This window comes from Caulobacter sp. GW821-FHT12F03 (assembly GCF_058806855.1).
On sequence record NZ_JBXAQC010000001.1, the window covers coordinates 524,997 to 541,848 of the forward strand.

Annotated in this window: 21 protein-coding genes; 11 read left to right on the top strand and 10 right to left on the bottom strand. The window is 70.4% G+C overall.

The window, feature by feature from the left end:
- Positions 1-51 precede the first annotated feature (51 nt).
- The 4 genes from AC1RN0_RS02485 (at position 52) to AC1RN0_RS02500 (ending at position 3,509) form a co-directional block, all read left to right on the top strand.
- The gene (locus tag AC1RN0_RS02485) at positions 52-501 is read left to right on the top strand and encodes a bifunctional diaminohydroxyphosphoribosylaminopyrimidine deaminase/5-amino-6-(5-phosphoribosylamino)uracil reductase RibD (RefSeq protein WP_492785843.1); all 450 of its coding nucleotides are present in this window, start codon (positions 52-54) and stop codon (positions 499-501) included.
- Positions 502-524: 23 nt separating this feature from the next.
- Positions 525-1,784 carry a pentapeptide repeat-containing protein gene (locus AC1RN0_RS02490; RefSeq protein ID WP_492785844.1) on the top strand — a complete coding sequence of 420 codons (1,260 nt, stop codon included), beginning with the start codon at positions 525-527 and terminating at the stop codon, positions 1,782-1,784.
- Between the two features lie 92 nt (positions 1,785-1,876).
- Entirely contained in the window at positions 1,877-3,136 is a 1,260-nt protein-coding gene (locus AC1RN0_RS02495) for a pentapeptide repeat-containing protein (protein ID WP_492785845.1), read from the top strand.
- A 43-nt stretch (positions 3,137-3,179) separates the two neighbouring features.
- On the top strand, positions 3,180-3,509 hold the full coding sequence (locus AC1RN0_RS02500) for a hypothetical protein (protein ID WP_492785846.1): 330 nt from the start codon (positions 3,180-3,182) through the stop codon (positions 3,507-3,509).
- A gap of 80 nt (positions 3,510-3,589) precedes the next feature.
- Here AC1RN0_RS02500 and AC1RN0_RS02505 read toward each other — a convergent pair whose 3' ends face one another.
- Positions 3,590-4,054, bottom strand: a complete 465-nt coding sequence (locus tag AC1RN0_RS02505; protein WP_492785847.1) for an Hsp20 family protein — start codon at positions 4,052-4,054, stop codon at positions 3,590-3,592.
- Positions 4,055-4,258: 204 nt separating this feature from the next.
- On the opposite strand from AC1RN0_RS02505, the gene AC1RN0_RS02510 reads away from it, so the two are divergent.
- The 3 genes from AC1RN0_RS02510 (at position 4,259) to AC1RN0_RS02520 (ending at position 6,730) form a co-directional block, all read left to right on the top strand.
- Positions 4,259-5,110: a class I SAM-dependent methyltransferase gene (locus tag AC1RN0_RS02510; protein ID WP_492785848.1), complete on the top strand. Its 852-nt coding sequence runs from the start codon at positions 4,259-4,261 to the stop codon at positions 5,108-5,110.
- 76 nt (positions 5,111-5,186) lie between these two features.
- On the top strand, positions 5,187-6,071 hold the full coding sequence (locus AC1RN0_RS02515; RefSeq protein WP_492785849.1) for a class I SAM-dependent methyltransferase: 885 nt from the start codon (positions 5,187-5,189) through the stop codon (positions 6,069-6,071).
- Positions 6,068-6,730: a hypothetical protein gene (locus tag AC1RN0_RS02520; protein WP_492785850.1), complete on the top strand. Its 663-nt coding sequence runs from the start codon at positions 6,068-6,070 to the stop codon at positions 6,728-6,730. The genes AC1RN0_RS02515 and AC1RN0_RS02520 overlap by 4 nt, the downstream gene beginning before the upstream one ends.
- Positions 6,731-6,832: 102 nt before the next feature.
- Here the strand turns inward: AC1RN0_RS02520 and AC1RN0_RS02525 are convergent, their stop codons facing one another.
- The gene (locus AC1RN0_RS02525; protein ID WP_492785851.1) at positions 6,833-7,441 is read right to left on the bottom strand and encodes a pyridoxamine 5'-phosphate oxidase family protein; all 609 of its coding nucleotides are present in this window, start codon (positions 7,439-7,441) and stop codon (positions 6,833-6,835) included.
- A 143-nt stretch (positions 7,442-7,584) separates the two neighbouring features.
- Between AC1RN0_RS02525 and AC1RN0_RS02530 the strand changes: the two genes are divergently transcribed.
- A complete protein-coding gene (locus AC1RN0_RS02530; protein WP_492785852.1) occupies positions 7,585-7,893 on the top strand; it encodes an SCP2 sterol-binding domain-containing protein in 309 nt (102 codons plus the stop codon).
- A 7-nt stretch (positions 7,894-7,900) separates the two neighbouring features.
- A complete protein-coding gene (locus tag AC1RN0_RS02535) occupies positions 7,901-8,842 on the top strand; it encodes an alpha/beta fold hydrolase (protein WP_492785853.1) in 942 nt (313 codons plus the stop codon).
- Between the two features lie 95 nt (positions 8,843-8,937).
- Here the strand turns inward: AC1RN0_RS02535 and hisN are convergent, their stop codons facing one another.
- The gene (gene hisN, locus AC1RN0_RS02540) at positions 8,938-9,750 is read right to left on the bottom strand and encodes a histidinol-phosphatase (RefSeq protein ID WP_492785854.1); all 813 of its coding nucleotides are present in this window, start codon (positions 9,748-9,750) and stop codon (positions 8,938-8,940) included.
- Positions 9,751-9,840: 90 nt separating this feature from the next.
- On the bottom strand, positions 9,841-10,227 hold the full coding sequence (locus AC1RN0_RS02545) for a helix-turn-helix domain-containing protein (RefSeq protein ID WP_488899062.1): 387 nt from the start codon (positions 10,225-10,227) through the stop codon (positions 9,841-9,843).
- 169 nt (positions 10,228-10,396) lie between these two features.
- Between AC1RN0_RS02545 and AC1RN0_RS02550 the strand changes: the two genes are divergently transcribed.
- Entirely contained in the window at positions 10,397-11,323 is a 927-nt protein-coding gene (locus AC1RN0_RS02550; protein WP_492785855.1) for a lysophospholipid acyltransferase family protein, read from the top strand.
- A 120-nt stretch (positions 11,324-11,443) separates the two neighbouring features.
- Here AC1RN0_RS02550 and AC1RN0_RS02555 read toward each other — a convergent pair whose 3' ends face one another.
- The 5 genes from AC1RN0_RS02555 to gcrA form a co-directional block, all read right to left on the bottom strand.
- Positions 11,444-11,923, bottom strand: coding sequence for a response regulator (locus AC1RN0_RS02555; protein WP_492785856.1), 480 nt, complete (start codon positions 11,921-11,923; stop codon positions 11,444-11,446).
- Positions 11,924-12,011: 88 nt separating this feature from the next.
- Complete coding sequence (locus AC1RN0_RS02560) at positions 12,012-12,614, bottom strand: M23 family metallopeptidase (protein ID WP_492785857.1); 603 nt, start codon at positions 12,612-12,614, stop codon at positions 12,012-12,014.
- A 227-nt stretch (positions 12,615-12,841) separates the two neighbouring features.
- Positions 12,842-13,057, bottom strand: a complete 216-nt coding sequence (locus AC1RN0_RS02565) for a DUF2093 domain-containing protein (protein WP_492785858.1) — start codon at positions 13,055-13,057, stop codon at positions 12,842-12,844.
- A 70-nt stretch (positions 13,058-13,127) separates the two neighbouring features.
- On the bottom strand, positions 13,128-14,585 hold the full coding sequence (gene xseA / locus AC1RN0_RS02570) for an exodeoxyribonuclease VII large subunit (protein WP_492785859.1): 1,458 nt from the start codon (positions 14,583-14,585) through the stop codon (positions 13,128-13,130).
- Positions 14,586-14,682: 97 nt separating this feature from the next.
- Positions 14,683-15,189 carry a cell cycle sigma 70 cofactor GcrA gene (gene gcrA / locus AC1RN0_RS02575; protein WP_492785860.1) on the bottom strand — a complete coding sequence of 169 codons (507 nt, stop codon included), beginning with the start codon at positions 15,187-15,189 and terminating at the stop codon, positions 14,683-14,685.
- A gap of 386 nt (positions 15,190-15,575) precedes the next feature.
- On the opposite strand from gcrA, the gene AC1RN0_RS02580 reads away from it, so the two are divergent.
- Entirely contained in the window at positions 15,576-16,397 is an 822-nt protein-coding gene (locus AC1RN0_RS02580; RefSeq protein ID WP_492785861.1) for an ABC transporter permease, read from the top strand.
- 176 nt (positions 16,398-16,573) lie between these two features.
- Here AC1RN0_RS02580 and AC1RN0_RS02585 read toward each other — a convergent pair whose 3' ends face one another.
- Positions 16,574-16,849 (bottom strand): hypothetical protein, encoded by a 276-nt coding sequence (locus AC1RN0_RS02585; RefSeq protein WP_492785862.1) that lies wholly within the window; start codon positions 16,847-16,849, stop codon positions 16,574-16,576.
- Positions 16,850-16,852 lie beyond the last annotated feature (3 nt).

The following is a 16,852-nucleotide window of genomic DNA, read 5'->3' on the forward strand; positions in this document are numbered from 1 at the left end:
CAAAAACACCTGGGTCCTCGCTTTCGCGAGGATGAGCGGAGAAAAAGGGGCATGAGCTCCGATTCAGCCTTCATGCGCCGGGCCATCGCGGTGGCGCTGCCCAATCTCGGCCTCACCGCCCCCAATCCGGTCGTCGGCTGCGTCATCGTCCGCGAGGACGTCGTCCTTGCCGAGGCCGCCACCGCCCCCGGCGGCCGGCCGCATGCGGAGGAGCAGGCGCTGGAGGCCATCGACGCCCGCGGCGCCACGGCCTACGTCACGCTCGAGCCCTGCGGCGCCCGGTCGGCCGGAACGCCGCCCTGCTCGCAGCGTCTGGTTGCGGCGGGCGTCGCCCGGGTGGTCTACGCCTGCGAGGATCCCTCGCCGCTGGCCTCGGGCCAGGGTTACGAGCGGCTGGTCCAGGCGGGGCTCGTCGTCGAGCGCGGCCTGCTGGCCGACGAGGCCTCGGCGGCCCTCCGCTACGATCTGTGGAAGGGTAATGTTAATTCAGGTCCGGCATAGAATTCTCCAACGGAGACAATGCCATGGCCGCCGCAGCGGCGTCGAACAGTAGTCGTCGGCGCCTCACGCAACAGGACGTTGATCTGATCTGCGCCAGGCATGACCGCCTGTTCTCGGCGCGGATGGGCGGCGCGCGCGCGGTGTTCGCCTTCCAGGATCTCAGCGGGCTGGACCTGTCGGGCCGCAACCTGTCGGACGCCGACTTCACCGGCGCGATCCTCAACGAGTCCCGCCTGGTCGGGACCAAGCTCGACAATTCCAGCTTCTTCGGCGCGGACATGCAGGGCGCGGACCTGACCGAGGCCTCGATGCGCCGGGCCGACCTGCGCGGCTCCTGCCTGCGCGGGGCCAACCTCACGGGCGCGGACCTGTTCGAGGCCGACCTGCGCGAGGGGACCATCGCCTCGCCCGACCGCGACAAGGGCCTGCGCATCCACGAGCACGCCACCCGCTCGGGCGACGCCTGCGGGGCGATCCTCGCCGGGGCCAACCTCGAGCGCTCGCGGCTGTCGGGCGTTATGGCCATGAAGGCCGACTTCAGCGACGCGATCATGAAGGACTGCAAGCTGGTCCGGGCCAACCTGAAGCAGGCCAACATGAGCGGCGCCAACCTCGCCGGCGCGGACCTGTCGGGCGCCGACATCTCCGGCGCGGACATGCATGACGCGGTGCTGGTCGGGGCCAAGACCTACGGCTGGACGGTCGGCGACGCCGACCTGACCGGAACCCTGACCGACAAGCCGTCCGGCAAGGCGGTCGACGACCTGCCCTACGAGGACATGCTGCGCGAGCACGCCCGCTGGTGCGAGACCGGCGGGGCGGAGGGCAAGCCCTCGGTGTTCGACCGCGCCGACCTGCGCAATCTCAAGTCCATCCGCGGCTACGACCTGACGGCCCTGTCGGCCAAGGCGGCGGTGTTCTACGGCCTCGACATGGAAGGGGTGCAGCTGCAGGGCGCGCACCTCGAGGGGGCCGACCTGCGCGGCTGCAACCTGCGCCGGGCCGACCTGCGCGGCGCGCGACTGTCGGGGGCCAAACTGTCGGGGGCCGACCTGCGCGACGCGACGCTGGGGCCGCTGCTGATCACGGCCGACCGGCTGCTGGCCTGCGACCTGACCGGCGCCCAGCTGAAGGGGACGGACCTCGCCCGGGCCGACCTTCGCCAGGCCCGGATGGCCGACGCCGACCTGTCCCGCGCCAACTTCACCGGGGCCCAGCTCAAGGGCGCGGACCTGACCAACGCCACCCGCGCCGGCGTCCGCGGCCTTGATGACCCGTTTTGAGCCAACATTGATCGCCGGGCTTAACGCTTCGGTTGATCGACCCGCGTTATGCTTCGCCGCCGGTTGATTCGCTGGGGTGGGGGGAAAGAACTTTGAGCGTCACGCAATCCAGTCTCGCGGGGCGTCGCCGTCTGACCCAGGCCGAGCTCGACATGATGGTGACGGCGCATGAGCGCTTCCTCACCGGCAAGCCGGGCGGCAAGCGCGCCTCCCTGCGGTTTCTCGATCTCAGCAAGCTGGACCTCGCCGGCCGCAACCTGACCGACGCCGACCTGTCGGCCTCGATCCTCGACGGCTGCCGGATGATCCGCACCAACCTCGAACGGGCCAACCTGTTCGGCGCCGACCTGCGCAAGGCCGACCTGCGCGGGGCCAACCTGCGCCGCGCCGACGTGCGCGGCTGCTGCCTGCGCGGGGCCAACCTGTCGATGGCCGACATGACCCAGGCCGACTTCCGCGAAGGCCAGATCGCCATCCCCCATCCGCGCAAGGGCCTCGACATGGTGCGCCACGAGGCGCGCGCCGGCGACGCCGACGGGGCCATCTTCGCCGGGGCGACGCTCGACGGCTCGAAGTTCAGCGGTTCCTCGGCCTTCGCGGCCGACTTCACCGACTGCTCCCTGAAGGGAGCCAAGCTGACCGGCTGCAATCTCAAGGACGCCAACCTGTCGGGCGCGCTGCTCGACGGAGCCGACGTCGGCGGCGCCAACCTCGAGAACGCCAACCTGCAGGGCGCGGTCCTCACCGGCGTCGACACGGCCACGGCCCGGATGAGCGGCGCCAACCTCGCCGGCTGCCTGCGCGCGCCGACGCCGGACGCGCTGCGCAAGGCCGAGAGCCTCGCGGCCATGGCCCAGGGCAACCAGGCCTGGTGCGAAAGCGGCGGCCAGCGCGGCGCCCCGGCCCGGTTCGACGGCGAGGACCTGCGTCCGCTCGGCGCGACCCTCAAGGGCGCCCGGCTGACGGCCATGTCGGCCAAGGGGGCCTGCATGGTCGGGCTGGATCTCAGCGGCGCCCAGCTGCAGGGAGCCAACCTCGAGGGCGTCGACCTGCGCGGCGCCTGCCTGATCAAGGCCGACCTGCGCGGGGCCAAGCTGGCCGGGGCCAACCTGACCAAGGCCGACCTGCGCGGCGCCAGCATCGGCGTGCTGCCGCTGTCGGCCGAGCGCTCGACCCCGGCGACCCTGAACCAGGCGCGGATGCGCTACACCTACGCCCAGTCCGCCGACCTGACCGCCGCCATCCTCGACGGCGCCGACCTGCGCGGCGCCGACCTCACCGGCGCGCGAACGGCCCGGGCCTCGTTCCGCGACGCCGACATCGAGAACGCGGTCGGCTACGCGGCGGAGTAGTCCTGGGCTGGCTTAACCGCGCCTGCCGGGCTACGTCCCTCGCATGGCGCGCAACCGAAACAATCCGGAATTCGAGATCGAGGTCGGCGGGGAGCCCTATGTCTGGCGGCTGCAGCGCCAGCCGCAGTGGTCCAGCGACGTCAACGCCTTCCGCGGCATGGCCATCGCGGTGCGCCATCTCGAGGGTCAGCGCGAGGCGGTGCTGGAGTTTCCGGCCGGCCCGCAGCCGAAGTTCGGCGCGCCGCAGCTCAAGCCGGCGATGATCAACCCCGACCTGGTCGCCACAGCCATCGCCTCGGCCATCGCGGCCGGCTGGGAGCCGCATTCCCGCGGCAAGACGGTGGCCATCGTCGTCGACGCCACCGGCGCCTGACGTCCGGTCCAAACGGAAAAGGGCGGAGCCTTTCGGCTCCGCCCTTCCGAACGACCGGGGAAATCGTTCTGCTGGGATCCTCAGGCGGCCTTCTTGGCCTTGGGCAGGGCCGGCTGCGCCTGGGACGTGGTGGTGATGGCGATGGTGCGGGGCTTGAGGGCCTCCGGCAGCTCGCGCTTCAGGGCGATCGACAGCAGGCCGTCGGCCAGGTTGGCGTCGGTCACCAGCACATAGTCGGCCAGCTGGAAGCGGCGCTCGAAGTTCCGCTCGGCCAGGCCGCGGTGCAGGAACTTGCGGCTGTCGTCGTTGGCCGCCTTGCGGCCGGTCACGGTCAGGAGGTTCTCCTTGACCTCGATGGTCAGCTCGTCGGGCCGGAAGCCGGCGACGGCGATCTCGATGCGGTAGGCGTTCTCGTCGGTCCGCTCGATGTTGTAGGGCGGATAGCCGGCGGCGCTGTCCTGGGTCGCGGCGGCGTCAAGCTGCGCGGCGAGCCGGTCGAAGCCGACGACGGAACGGTACAGGGGGGAAAAGTCGATCGTACGCATGGTGCACATCCCTCTTTCAAAGCAAGGTTGCGGTTGTGTCGTACGGGCCTGTGGCGAGCTCGAAAGCCTCGTCGTGACCCGGAAGGCCCGGACATCCAGCGCCTCCGTTCAATGAGGTGGGAGGCGCGGATCGGGGATTCAAGTCCCCCGCTTGATCGATCGCCGAACGTCGCTACGGTCCCCGATCTGGTGAGGGAGAGACCCATGATCGCGCGTCGGACCGTCCTTGGACTTTGCATGGCCGGGCTCGCCCTGGCGGGTTGCGCCTCGACCGGCGGACCGCGTGACGACGCGGCCCTGCGCGCCGTGCTGGCCGGTCCGCAGCGCGCCGCCGCCAACGTGGCCCGCGACGCCGCGCGGCATCCCTACGACAGTCTGGTGTTCTGGGGTCTGGGGCCGAACCAGACGGTCATCGAACTGGTGCCGGGCGGCGGCTACTGGACCGAGATCCTCGCCCCCTACGCCCGGGCGACGGGCGGGACCTACATCGCCGGCGTCGCCGACCTTTCCAATCCCGATCTCTCGGCCGGAGCCCGCAAGGGGCGCGCCGACTTCGAGGCGAAGTACGCCGACACGGCCGCCTACGGCCCGATCCGCTATGTCGGTTTCGGCGCGGCCTCCGGACCGCTGGGCGCGCCCGGCTCGGCGGACCTGGTGCTGACCTCGCGCAACGTCCACAACTTTCTCTGGACGCCCGGCCAGCTCGACAAGGTGATGGCGGACGCCTTCGCCGTCCTGAAGCCCGGCGGGGTGCTGGCGGTCGAGGACCACCGCGCCGATCCCCGGCCGCAGGTTCCCGAGGCTCGCGACGGCTATGTCGCCACCGCCACGGTGGTCGCCGCCGCCAGGAAGGCGGGTTTCCGCCTGGCCGCCAGTTCCGAGATCAACGCCAACCCCAGGGACACCAAGGATCATCCGTTCGGCGTCTGGACCCTGCCGCCGGTGCGCCGCAGCGCCCAGCCGCCCGCGCCGGCCGATCCGGGCTTCGATCACAGCCGCTACGACGCCATCGGCGAGAGCGACCGCATGACCCTGCGGTTCGTGAAGCCTCAATAGCGCCGCTTTGACCGGCTTCCCTGCGCGGGGTAAGCCGATGGCTCACGGTGCGGGGGCGGCGTTGTCGGAAAAATCCATGCGTTCAGAGTCATCGGGAACGTCCAGACGCCTTGTCCTGACCGGCGCCGCCGCACTGGCGCTGGCCGGGTGCAAGCCGAAGGCGAAGGCCGCCGATCCGGCCGCCATGCCGGTCAAGGGCGGTCCGCAGACGATCGCCGAGGCCGTCGCCGGCGACTGGCGGCTGCCGGCCGACAAGGCCCGCGACCCCTGGCGCCATCCCGTCGAGACCCTGACCTGGTGGGGCCTCAAGCCCGGCATGACGGTGGTCGAGTTCTGGCCCGGCGCCGGCTGGTACAGCGACATCCTCGCCCCGTTCCTCGAAAGCACGGGCGGCAAGCTCTACGAGGCCGACCTCGAACAATCCGACCCGGCCGCGACCCAGATCGTCCAGGCCTACGCGGCCAAGCTGGCGGCGAAGCCCAAGCTCTACGGCAAGGTCGAGATCACCGCCTTCGGCCCGACCAGCGGCCCGGTCGCGCCGGACGGTTCGGCCGATCTGGTGCTGTTCCTGCGCAACCTGCACAACTGGATGGCCGCCGGCATCGTCGACAAGGCGTTCAAGGCCGCCTTCGCCGCGCTCAAGCCCGGCGGCGTGCTGGGCATCGAGGAGCACCGCGCCGCGCCCGGCCAGATGCAGGACGTGCTGGCCGCCAGCGGCTACGTGCAGCAGGCCTACGCCATCCAGCTGGCCAAGGAGGCGGGCTTCATCCTCGCCGGGACCAGCGAGATCAACGCCAATCCCAAGGACACCAAGGACCACCCCTTCGGCGTCTGGACCCTGCCGCCGACCCGCCTGTCCGCCCCGCGCGGCCAGCCGCCGAAGCCGGGCTTCGACCATGCGAAGTACGACGCCATCGGCGAGAGCGACCGCATGACGCTGAAGCTGGTGAAACCCAAATGAACCTGACCCGCCGCACCCTGGCCGGGGTCGCGCTCGCGACCCTCGCCGCCGGTCCCGTCTTCGCCGCCGATGCGCCGGACGGCATCCCGGCGAAAAAGCTGTTTCCCTACCTCGACCTCTACCTCGGCATTCCGCCGGCGGACCGGACGAAGTTCGTCATGGCCTACTACCTGCGCAGCAACGGCAAGCCGGCGACCGGGGTGACCCTGACCCTGATCGGCGCGAACGGCGCCCGCTCGCCTATTCCCGTCGGTCCCGACGGCCGCCTCCAGCGGACGCCGGCGCTGGCCGACCTGAAGGACGGCAGGATCGCTCTGGTGAAGGCCGACCCGGCCTCGAAGTTCCAGCTGACGATGGAGCTGCAACCGACCACCCGCATGGCCGACACGGTCCCGGCGGGCGAGCTGGCCGCCTCGATCACCCAGTGCAAGGCGGCCATCAAGGCCAAGGCCGGGGTCATCGGCTTCGCCGCGCCGAAGATCGAACAGGTGATCTTCGCCGGCGTCCCGGCCGGGACCGCCGTCTTCGCGGACGGCCGCACCGCCGCCCTGCCGCTCTACAAGGGCATGCCCGCCTGGGACCCCGCCGCCATGGCCGGCGTCGCCAGTCTCAGGTTCGCCCGCGCCCCGTCCCGCGCCCTGCTGGCCGGGAAGAAGTAGATCAAGTGGGGACAGGTTATCCTGTCCCTTTCGGACACCCGCCAGCGCGGTCGGGGACAGGACAAGCCGTCCCAGGGGACAGCTTGGCCAGTCCCCGTCCCCTCACAGCTGCTGGCCCCAGCGCGCCACGGCGTCGGCCGCGCTCTCCGCCGGCGGGCCGAGGCCCAGCTGGTCGGCGATCATCTCCGAAAGGCCGGGCATCACCGCCCGCTCGACCTGGGTTTCCGCCTCCCACAGCTTCGCCCGCATGATCGCCTTGGGGCAGTGCAGGAAGGCCTCCTCGACCGCGACCCTGACGACACAGCGCGGCGGCTTGCCGAACTCGATGAAGCGGGCCAGCAGGTCCGCGTCGTCGGTCAACGTCACCCGGCCGTTGACGCGATAGACGTCGTCGAAGCCCGGGATCATGAACATCATCCCGATCCGGCCGTCGCCGCCGACCAGGTTGCGCAGGGTGTCGAGCCGGTTGTTGCCCGGCCGGTCGGGCAGCAGCAGGGTGCGGTCATCCTCTACGTGAACGAACCCCGGCGCCCCGCCGCGCGGCGAGACGTCCATCGTCCCGTCGGCCGCCGCCGCGGCGATCACGCAGAACGGCGACAGGGCGATGAACCGCCGGCCGTACTTGTCGACATGGTCGAGCGACTTGGCCTTCGTCGTCGGCTTGGGCTGGCCGTAAATCCGGTCCAGGTCTTCCAGCGTCAGGTCGGTCACATCGGCCTCCGGATGAGATCGGTCGAGGCCGACCCGCGAAAGTGGCGGCGGCGTCATCTTTTTTGTTTCGTCTACCGCAGTTCGCTTGTGCGTTGTGCCCGGTCAAGTTATCGATTTGCCCGCAACATAACGGGAGGCCGCCAATGGCTACGCTGCAAGAAATTACCGATCGCGTGAAGACCGCCGTTGGCGCCGATTCCGGCCTCGGCAAGTCGCTGAAGTTCGACCTCAAGGGCGACGGCTTCATCCACATCGACGGTGGCTCGGTCACCAACGAAGACAAGCCCGCCGACCTGACCATGACCATCTCGCTGGCCGACCTCATGGAAATGGGCGCCGGCAAGCTCGACGCCACGATGGCCTTCATGTCGGGCCGCCTGAAGCTGTCGGACATGGGTCTCGCCATGAGCCTGCAGCCGCAGATGGGCGCCCTCTTCGCGAAGATGGCGTAAGCAGACAATGACCGACCCGGCGCCTCTGGTTTCGATTCCCGAGGCGCTCGTTCCGTCTGGCGGAACGGCGGAGTGGTTCAGCGGCGCGGGGGCCTGTCGCCTCCGCGCCGCCTTGTTTTTGCCCGAGGGCGAACCGCGCGGCTCGGTGGTCCTCAGCGGCGGCCGCACCGAGCCGATCGAGAAGTATTTCGAGGTCATCGGCGAGCTGCAGGGCCGGGGCTTCGTCGTCCTCGCCCACGACTGGCGCGGCCAGGGCCTGTCGCAGCGCCTGCTGCCGGACGTCCTCAAGGGCCACGCCCACGGCTTCGCCGACTTCGTCGAGGACTACAGGCTGCTACTGGCGCATTTCGAGGCGCGCCTGCCCAAACCCTGGATCGCCGTCGGCCATTCGATGGGCGGCTGCCTGACGCTGCTGGCGCTGGCGCATGGCGTGGGGGACTTCAAGGCTGCGGTGCTGTCGGCGCCGATGCTCGGCCTGCAGACCGGCGGCCGGCCCAAGCGCGCCGCCCGGGCCCTGGCCTGGATCATGTCGCGCACCAAACCGACCGAGTACATCCTCGGCGACTCCGGCGACGCGCACGAGAACACCTTCGAGACCAACATCCTCACCCACGATCCGAGGCGCTGGGCGCGCAACCAGGCCCAGGTCGTCGCCGAGCCGGGCCTGAAGCTCAACGCCGGCACCTGGGGCTGGCTCGACTTCGCCTTCTCCGCCTCGGCCTGGCTCAAGCGCGCCCCGGGCGTGGCGAGGATCGCCATCCCGGTCGTGGTGCTGGGCGCGGAAGAGGAACGGCTGGTCGACAACGCCGACCAGCGCCAGATCACCGCCCGCATTCCCAAGGGCCGCTGGCTGGAAGTCCCCGGCAGCTACCACGAGATCCTGCAGGAGACCGACGCCATCCGCGCGGTGTTCTGGCGGGAGTTCGATGCGGTTACGGCGGCGCTCTGACGTCCGACGGGGACAGGTTAACCTGTCCCCTCCAGCGCGATCAGGGGACAGGGCAAGCCGTCCCGGGGGACAGCTTGGCCGGCCCCCTGACAACCTCAATCCCGCGACGCCCGCCGCAGCGCGACCAGCGCCTCGTCCAGACAGTCCCGGTCCCCGGCGAAGGCGAACTTGCCGCCGTCGGACCGCGCCGGCGAGCCGTCCCAGTGGGCGCAGACGCCGCCGGCGCCCTCGACCACGGCGATGACCGCCTCGACGTCCCAGACCTTCAGGCCGGTATCGAGCGCCAGGTCCATGGTCCCCGCGGCGACCATGGCGTAACCGTAGGCGTCCAGCCCCAGCCGGGCCAGTTTCGCGGCGGCCCGCACCTGGGTCCAGGCGCCGAGCTCGGGCCCGGTCAGGATGTCCGGGTCGGTGGTGCAGATGATGGCGTCGGTCAGTCTGGGACAGACGCGCACGGCCAGCGGCGTCTCGCCGCCCCGGCTGATCAGCCGCGAGCCGGTGGCGGCGCCGCCGATGTACAGCTCGCCGATATAGGGTTGTCCGATCGAACCGAGCACCGGCCGGCCTTCGTGGCGCAGGCCGATCAGGGTGGTCCACAGCGGCAGGCCGGCGATGAAGGCGCGGGTGCCGTCGACGGGATCGAGCACCCAGACGAACTCGGCGTCCGGGCGGTCCTCGCCGTATTCCTCTCCGATCACCCCGTGGTCGGGATAACGGGCGGCGATCATCTCGCGGATGGCCCGCTCGGCGCCCTTGTCGGCCTCGGTCACCGGATCGAAGCCGCCGTGCAGCTTGTTCTCCAGCCCGTGGTCGGACCGGAACAGCGGCAGGATGGCGCCGGCCGAGGCGCGGTTGAGCGCGATCAGGAAGGCGTCGAATTCGGCGAGACGGTCCGCGGAGAGGGTCATGGCCCAGCGTTAGCCGGGGCCGGGTCCCTCAACAAGGCCTGCAGGGACAGACACCGGGCGGTGTCTGTCCCGAACAGGGGCCTGCGGGTGTCAGGCCGCGTCGGTCTCGCCGTTGAGCGACTTGGCCAGGTCGAGCAGGCGACGACGGGGCCGCTCGCCGAGCTGGTAGTAGGCGCGGATCAGGTCGAGGGTTTCCTTGCGGGCGAACATCTCGCCGCCTTCGCCGGAACTCTCGCTCTGCAGTTCGCGGCGGTCCGCGTCGGACAGGCCGTCGTAGAAGTAGCCGACCGGCACCTCAAGCGCCTCGGACAGCTGCCACAGGCGCGAGGCCGAGATGCGGTTCGCGCCGCATTCGTACTTCTGGATTTGCTGGAAGCGCACCCCGACCGTGCCGGCCAGCTGCTGCTGGGTCAGGCCGAGAAGACGGCGACGGCGACGAAGCCGCTTGCCGAGATGAACGTCGATGTCGTTGCCCATGGGCTGTCGCCCCCGTGTTGTTGCACCCGCGACTGTTCCGAAACGGAACGGTCAGACCTGAAAGCCGCAAGTCGCGCGCCAAGCGATCCACGCCTGTGCACAAGCACCTGTCGGGGGATCATCCCCGGCGCGATTTCCACTCGTCTCCAAAGCGCGCTAGGTAGGCCCGATGGGTGACAAGCGCATTTCATTCGGTCAGGACCTGGTCTGGCGGCTCGAGGCCGTCGCCTTCGACGTCATCACCTTCCTGTTCCGCCTGCTGCCGGTCGACGCGGCTTCCTGGCTCGGCGGCGTGCTGGCGCGGGCCATCGGCCCCCTGACCAGGACCCACCGCATCGCCGACCAGAACCTGCGCCTGGCCTTCCCGGAAAAGGACGCCGCCTGGCGCGCGCGGATCCTCGACGCCCAGTGGGACTGCAACGGCCGTACGGTCGCGGAATTCCCGATGATGGACCGTCTGCTGCCCTCGACGGGCCGGGTGGAGATCGTGGGCGCCGAGCGGCTGGCGGAGATCGCGCGGGGCGACAGGCCGGTGGTGTTCGTGTCCGGTCACTTCTCGAACTGGGAGGTGATGCCGGCGGCGATCGTCAATTCGGGCATCAACTGCGAGATCACCTACCGCGCGGCCAACAATCCCTATGTCGACAGGCGCATCCGCGACAGCCGCCGGCGCTACGGCGTGAAGCTGTTCGCGCCCAAGGGCGGCGACGGCGCGCGCGAGATGCTCGAGGCGCTCGGCAAGGGCGTGTCGGTGGCGCTGATGAACGACCAGAAGTTCAACAACGGCGGCGTGGCCGCGCCGTTCTTCGGCCGGCCGGTAATGGCCGCGCCCGGTCCGACCCGGCTGGCGCTGCGCTTCGACACGGTGCTGCAGCCGATGTGCGTGCAGCGGACGAAGGGCGCCCGTTTCCGGGTGGTGGTCTACGACCCGATCGTGCTGGAGCGCACCGGCGACCGCACGGCCGACATCGAGGCGGGGGTCAAACGCGTCACCGCCTTCGTCGAGGACCGGGTGCGCGAGCGTCCCGAGGAATGGTTCTGGGTCCACAAGCGCTGGCCCAACGAAGCCTACGCGGAGCTTGAGGCGGCGAACTAGACCGGGATCGTCGCTCTCGGGCGACGGAAAGACGGAAGCGGTTCGCAGCGACCCATGAAGGCCCCTCGGTCACCGCTGCATGGTGACAGCTCCCCGGGGGGCTCGGGGCAGGGGCGGCCCCTAAATCGTCGCGGTGGCTTTTTGCGGGGCGTCGTCGATGCCGCGCCGGGTCGGGCCGAAATAGGCCTCGGTGCGCACGAACGGGCGGGCGTGGAACACCACCGCATTGATCCTGTCGATCACCGATCGGGCCGTCACTGGCTTGACCACCAACTCCGTTACCCCCGCGTCGCGCGCCTCGCAGACGCGCGGCCGGTCGGCGAAGCCGGTCATCATGATGATCGGCAGGTAGGGGTTGCGGCTGTCCTTGGCGTTGCGGACCATGCGGGTGAACTCGACACCGTCGATCGGCTCCATGCGGAAGTCGACGATGGCGATGTCGGCCGGCCAGTCGCGCAGGGCCTGCAGGCCTTCGGCGCCGTCCCGGGCCTCGCGGACCTCGCGGATGCCGACACCCTTGAGGATCGTCGCGACAATGGCGCGCATATGCTGGTTATCGTCCACCAGCAGCACCTTCAGCGCGCCCAAACCGGAATCCATCAAGCCCTCGATCCTGCGTCGGGACATAGCCGACGCCTCGTTCTGATTCAGGCATCAATAGGGGTGCGCACCCTACCGAAAGGTTACCTCATAACGGGGGGCGCAGACCCACCATGAGCATCGGGTCGAGGTTCCGTCCGCGCCATTTCATGCGCCAGCACAGGTGCGGGCCGGTGGCGCGGCCGGTCATGCCGACGGCCCCGATCACCTGCCCGGCGTCCACCCTGTCGCCGGCCCGCACATCGATGCGCGACTGGTGCAGATAGACGCTGACCAGGCCCTGGCCGTGGTCGATCATGGTCAGCCCGCCCTCGAAATGCATGCCCGGATTCGACAGGGCCACGACGCCCGGGGCGGGGGCCATGATCGGCGACCCGCTCGGCGCGGCGAGGTCGGAGCCGAAGTGCGGAGTCTGCGGCACGCCGTTGAGAATCCGCTGGCCGCCGAACCGGGCGCTCAGCCGCCAGGTCTTCAGCGGCATGGCGAAGCCGCCCCGGAAGTCGTCCGTATCAACGCGGCTGGCGTAGCCGGCGGCCTTCAGCGCCGCCTCGGCCTTGATGCGCTCGAGCAGCGCCGGATCGGTCGGCGTCACCTGGTCCTGCGGCAGGCCGTTGATGCGCTGCACGTCGAATTCGCCGGAGGCGATGGCCAGGGTCTGGGCGGAAGTCCCGAGTTCGGTTTCGACCGTCACCACGGCCTGCAGGGCGGCGTCGCGGTCGAAGCCGATGAAGAACCAGCCGGTGGCCGAGGCGGTCCCGACCGGCTCGTCGTCGAGGTAGATCTTCGCCCGCGGATCGGTCAGGCCGACGGCGCAGCCGCCCTGACGATAGCGGCCGGTCAGCTTCAGCGTCGGTCCGGCGGCGAGCGCCGGCCCGGCCAGCCCGGCGAGCGCCAGGCCGCCGAGCAGCGCGCGACGGTTCAGGGGTTCAGCTCCTGCCAGCGCTTGAGCGCCTCGGCGGGGCCGGCGTAGGCCTCCTGCAGCTCGGCGTTCCAGTAGCGCAGGGCCTCCAGCGGGATCATCACGCCGCTGACGGCGCAGATCACGTGGCGGCCGGGCTTGAGCACGGCGTATTCGCCGTCCCCGTAATGCAGGGTGGCGAGGTCTCGTCCGAGGTCGCGGTCATAGGCGTTCATGCGCCCAATGTAGCTGTTCGGGGGCGGCTAGAACAGACCGGCCTTCGCCGGGATGAGCGGAGAGTGGGGGCTAGAACAGATCGCCCTGTCCGGGCGGGGGCGAGGCGGCCTTCTTCGGCGCGGGTCGCGGCGCGGCCGGGGCCGGCGGGGCAGGGGGAACCGCCCCGGCGCCGTCGATCACCGCCTCGCGGGTCACATCCTCGAACATCAGCTTGACGGCCTCGCCGGCGGCCAGCTCGGCGCCGCTGCGCGCCAGCGACCCGTCCGCCCGGGTCAGCAGCACGAAGCCGGGTCGGGGCGGGCGTTTGGGGTTGAGCGTCTGGCGCAGCTTGTCGAGCGCGGCCAGCCTGGTCTCCTCGACCTGCAGCCGGCGCGGGATGGCCGCGTTGAGCCGCAGGTTCATGGCGTCCAGCCGCGATGACAGCTGCTCGGTCCGCCGCTCCAGCAGGGCCGGCCGCAGCGGGGCGGACGTCTGCGCCAGCCGCCGCGCCTGGACGTCGACATTGCGGCGAAGGCCCATGGTCAGGTGGCTGCCGGCGTAGTCCAGCCGCTGGCGGGCCATGGCGAGGATGTCGGCCGGTCGGGGCAGGCCGCGCGACAGGGCCGTCAGCCGGCCGCGCCGGTCCTCCAGCATCCGCCCGCCGGCCGTGGCGAGGCGACGGTCATAGTCGGCGGTCAGGGCCTTCAGTTCCGACAGCACCGGCGTGGCCATCTCGGCCGCCGCCGTCGGGGTCGGCGCGCGCCGGTCGGAGACGAAGTCGATCAGGGTGGTGTCGGTCTCGTGCCCGACGGCCGAGATCAGCGGAATGGTCCCCTCGGCCACGGCCCGGGCCAGGGCCTCGTCGTTGAACGCCCACAGGTCCTCGACCGAGCCGCCGCCCCGGGCGACGATCAGGATGTCGGGTCGCGGCACGGGGCCGCCCGGCGTCATGGCGTTGAAGCCGCGGATGGCGGCGGCCACCTGTCCGGCGGCGGCGTCGCCCTGAACGACCACCGGCCAGACGATGACGCGGCAGGGCCAGCGGTCGCGGATGCGGTGGAGGATGTCGCGGATCACCGCCCCGGTCGGGCTGGTGATCACCCCGACGGTGGCGGGCATCGACGGCAGGCGGCGCTTGCGATCGGCGGCGAACAGCCCCTCGGCGGCCAGCTTCTGTTTCAACCGCTCCAGCTGCGCCAGCAGGGCGCCGACGCCGGCGGCCTCCATGCTCTCGATGACGATCTGGTAGCGCGATCCGGCCGGGAAGGTGGTGATCCGCCCGGTGACGATCACCTCCAGCCCCTGCTCGGGCCGCACCGACAGGCCGCGCACGCTGCCCTTCCAGACCACGCCGTCGATGGCGGCCTTGTCGTCCTTGAGGGTCAGGTAGACGTGGCCGCTGGCGTGGTGGGTGACCTTGCTCAGCTCCCCGCGCAGCCGCACGAAGCCGTAGGCGTCCTCCAGCGTGCGCTTGAGGGCGAAGGCCAGCTCCGAGACGGAATAGGCTTGGGCGTTGCTGGTGGCGGCGGCGTCCGCTGAGTCGGTCATCGAAGGGATTAGGGACTAGGGACTAGGGGCTAGCAAGAAAGAGCGCGTTCGACGCGGTTCACTAGTCCCTAGCCCCTAATCCCTAGCCCCTATCTACCTAGATGTAGCGCCGCAGCGACCGGGCCAGCTCCGTCGGGCCGGTCTTCTTCTTGCCGGACTGCGGCTGCTGGTAGGCGACCTGGGCGTGTTCACGGCAGTAGGGGCCGACCTCGCCGTTGCGGCGGCCGCAGAAGGTGAAGCCGTCGCTCGACGGATCGCCGATCGGCCACTTGCACATGTGGGCGCCGAGGGTCAGCACGGTGGCGCTGCCGGGCTCTTCCAGACGGTGCACGGGCACGGGCAGGGGGGCCGTGCGGACGTCCTCGACCACCACGCGGCGCGGCGCGGCCGGGGCGGTCGCCACCGGACGGGCGGGGCGCGGAGCCTTGAACACCGGACGGGCCGGCTGCGACGGCGCGGCCCGGCCCGACAGGCCCAGGCGGTGCACCTTGCCGATGACGGCGTTGCGGGTGACCCCGCCCAGTTGCTTGGCGATCTGGCTGGCCGACAGGCCATCGAGCCAGAGCTTCTTCAGCGTCGCCACGCGATCGTCGGTCCAGCCCATGATCCAACCCTCTGCTACAGGCAGGGCGACAAACGCCCCCGCGCTGTCTGACCCTACATATTGTGTGTGAGGCGCCCCGCGGACGCCTGCTCTACAACATATCGTAAACCTTCTGTTAACCGACACAATAGGCGCCATCCAGCTGTCCACAGGAACCAGATGTTGAATCCGTAGGCGTCCTGACCTTCCCTCCCCCTTGTGGGGAGGGTGGGCGGGCGAAGCCCGGCCGGGTGGGGGGAGGCCGCCGCGACCCCGCCGACAGGCAATCCATCACGGACCAAACCCCACCCTGACAGGGCTGTCGCGCTGTCGTCCCTCCCCACGAGGGGGAGGGAGGGCGCAGGGGCGTCTTGCGCTTCCGCCCTCGCGAGCGCACCTAGGGGCGCATGAAAGACATGGCCGAAAGCGTCCTTCCGCCGCAGCCGCGCGACTACGCGGGCTTCAACTGGACCGGGTTCAGCACCCTCTACCTCAAGGAGGTCCGCCGCTTCTGGAAGGTGGGCACCCAGACCATCGCCGCGCCGGTGGTCACGACCCTGCTCTACATGATGGTCTTCGTGGTGGCCGTGCGCGGGGCCGCGCCGCCGATCCACGGCACCCCGTTCTCGGCCTTCGTCGCGCCGGGCCTGATCATGATGGCCATGATCAACAACGCCTTCGCCAACTCCTCTTCCAGCCTGCTGCAGGCCAAGATGATGGGGCTGACGCCGGACTTCCTGACCCCGCCGCTGTCGGCGCTGGAACAGGTGCTGGCCTTCACCCTCGGGGCGGCCACGCGCGGCGTGCTGGTCGGGACGGTCACGGCGGTGACCATCGCCGTCCTGCCGTTCACCCAGCTGCACATCGCCCATCCCTGGGCGGTGATCTACTTCAGCGTCGGCGCCTCGCTGCTGATGGGCCTGGTCGGCATCGCCACGGGCCTGTGGTCGGAGAAGTTCGACCACCTGGCGGCGATCACCAACTTCCTGATCATGCCGATGACCTTCCTGTCGGGCACCTTCTACCTCGTCGACAAGCTGCCCGAGCCGTTCCGCACGGCCAGCCACTACAACCCGTTCTTCTACCTGATCGACGGCTTCCGCTACGGCTTCATCGGCGAAGCCGACGGCGACCTGCGGGTGGGCGTGGCCCTGACCGCGGTGCTGGTCGCGGTGCTGTTCGCCTGGTCCTGGCGGGTGTTCGTGACGGGCTGGCGGCTGAAGACCTGAGGCTGATCCTCTCCCGCGAGGGAGAGGGGGTTTGGGTCTGAGCTGCCGCCGCCGACAGTCGGGGACTGGTCAAGCTGTCCCTTGGGACGGCTTGCCCTGTCCCCGGGCGCGCAGACGGGGGAGGCGGGGGACAGGTTATCCAGTCCCGAGGGACAGGATAACCTGTCCCCCGCGCCTCACCGCACCCGTTCCTTCTCCTTCGGCGCGGCCACCTTCACCGGCTTGCTCTGCGCCTTGGGCTTGGGCAGCAGGCGGAACCGCGACTGGCACCAGGCGAAGTCGACGCCGATGTCGAGCAGGGCGTCGGACCGGCCGCACGGGCAGGCGAAGTCCATCACGGTCCAGACCCGGTAGGTCTCCCCGGCCACGAGCGGCACGGGCTGTCCGGTCACATGGTTGGGGGCGGCGTTGACGCACAACACCAGATCGCCAGGGCCGACGGCGTCGCTCATGGG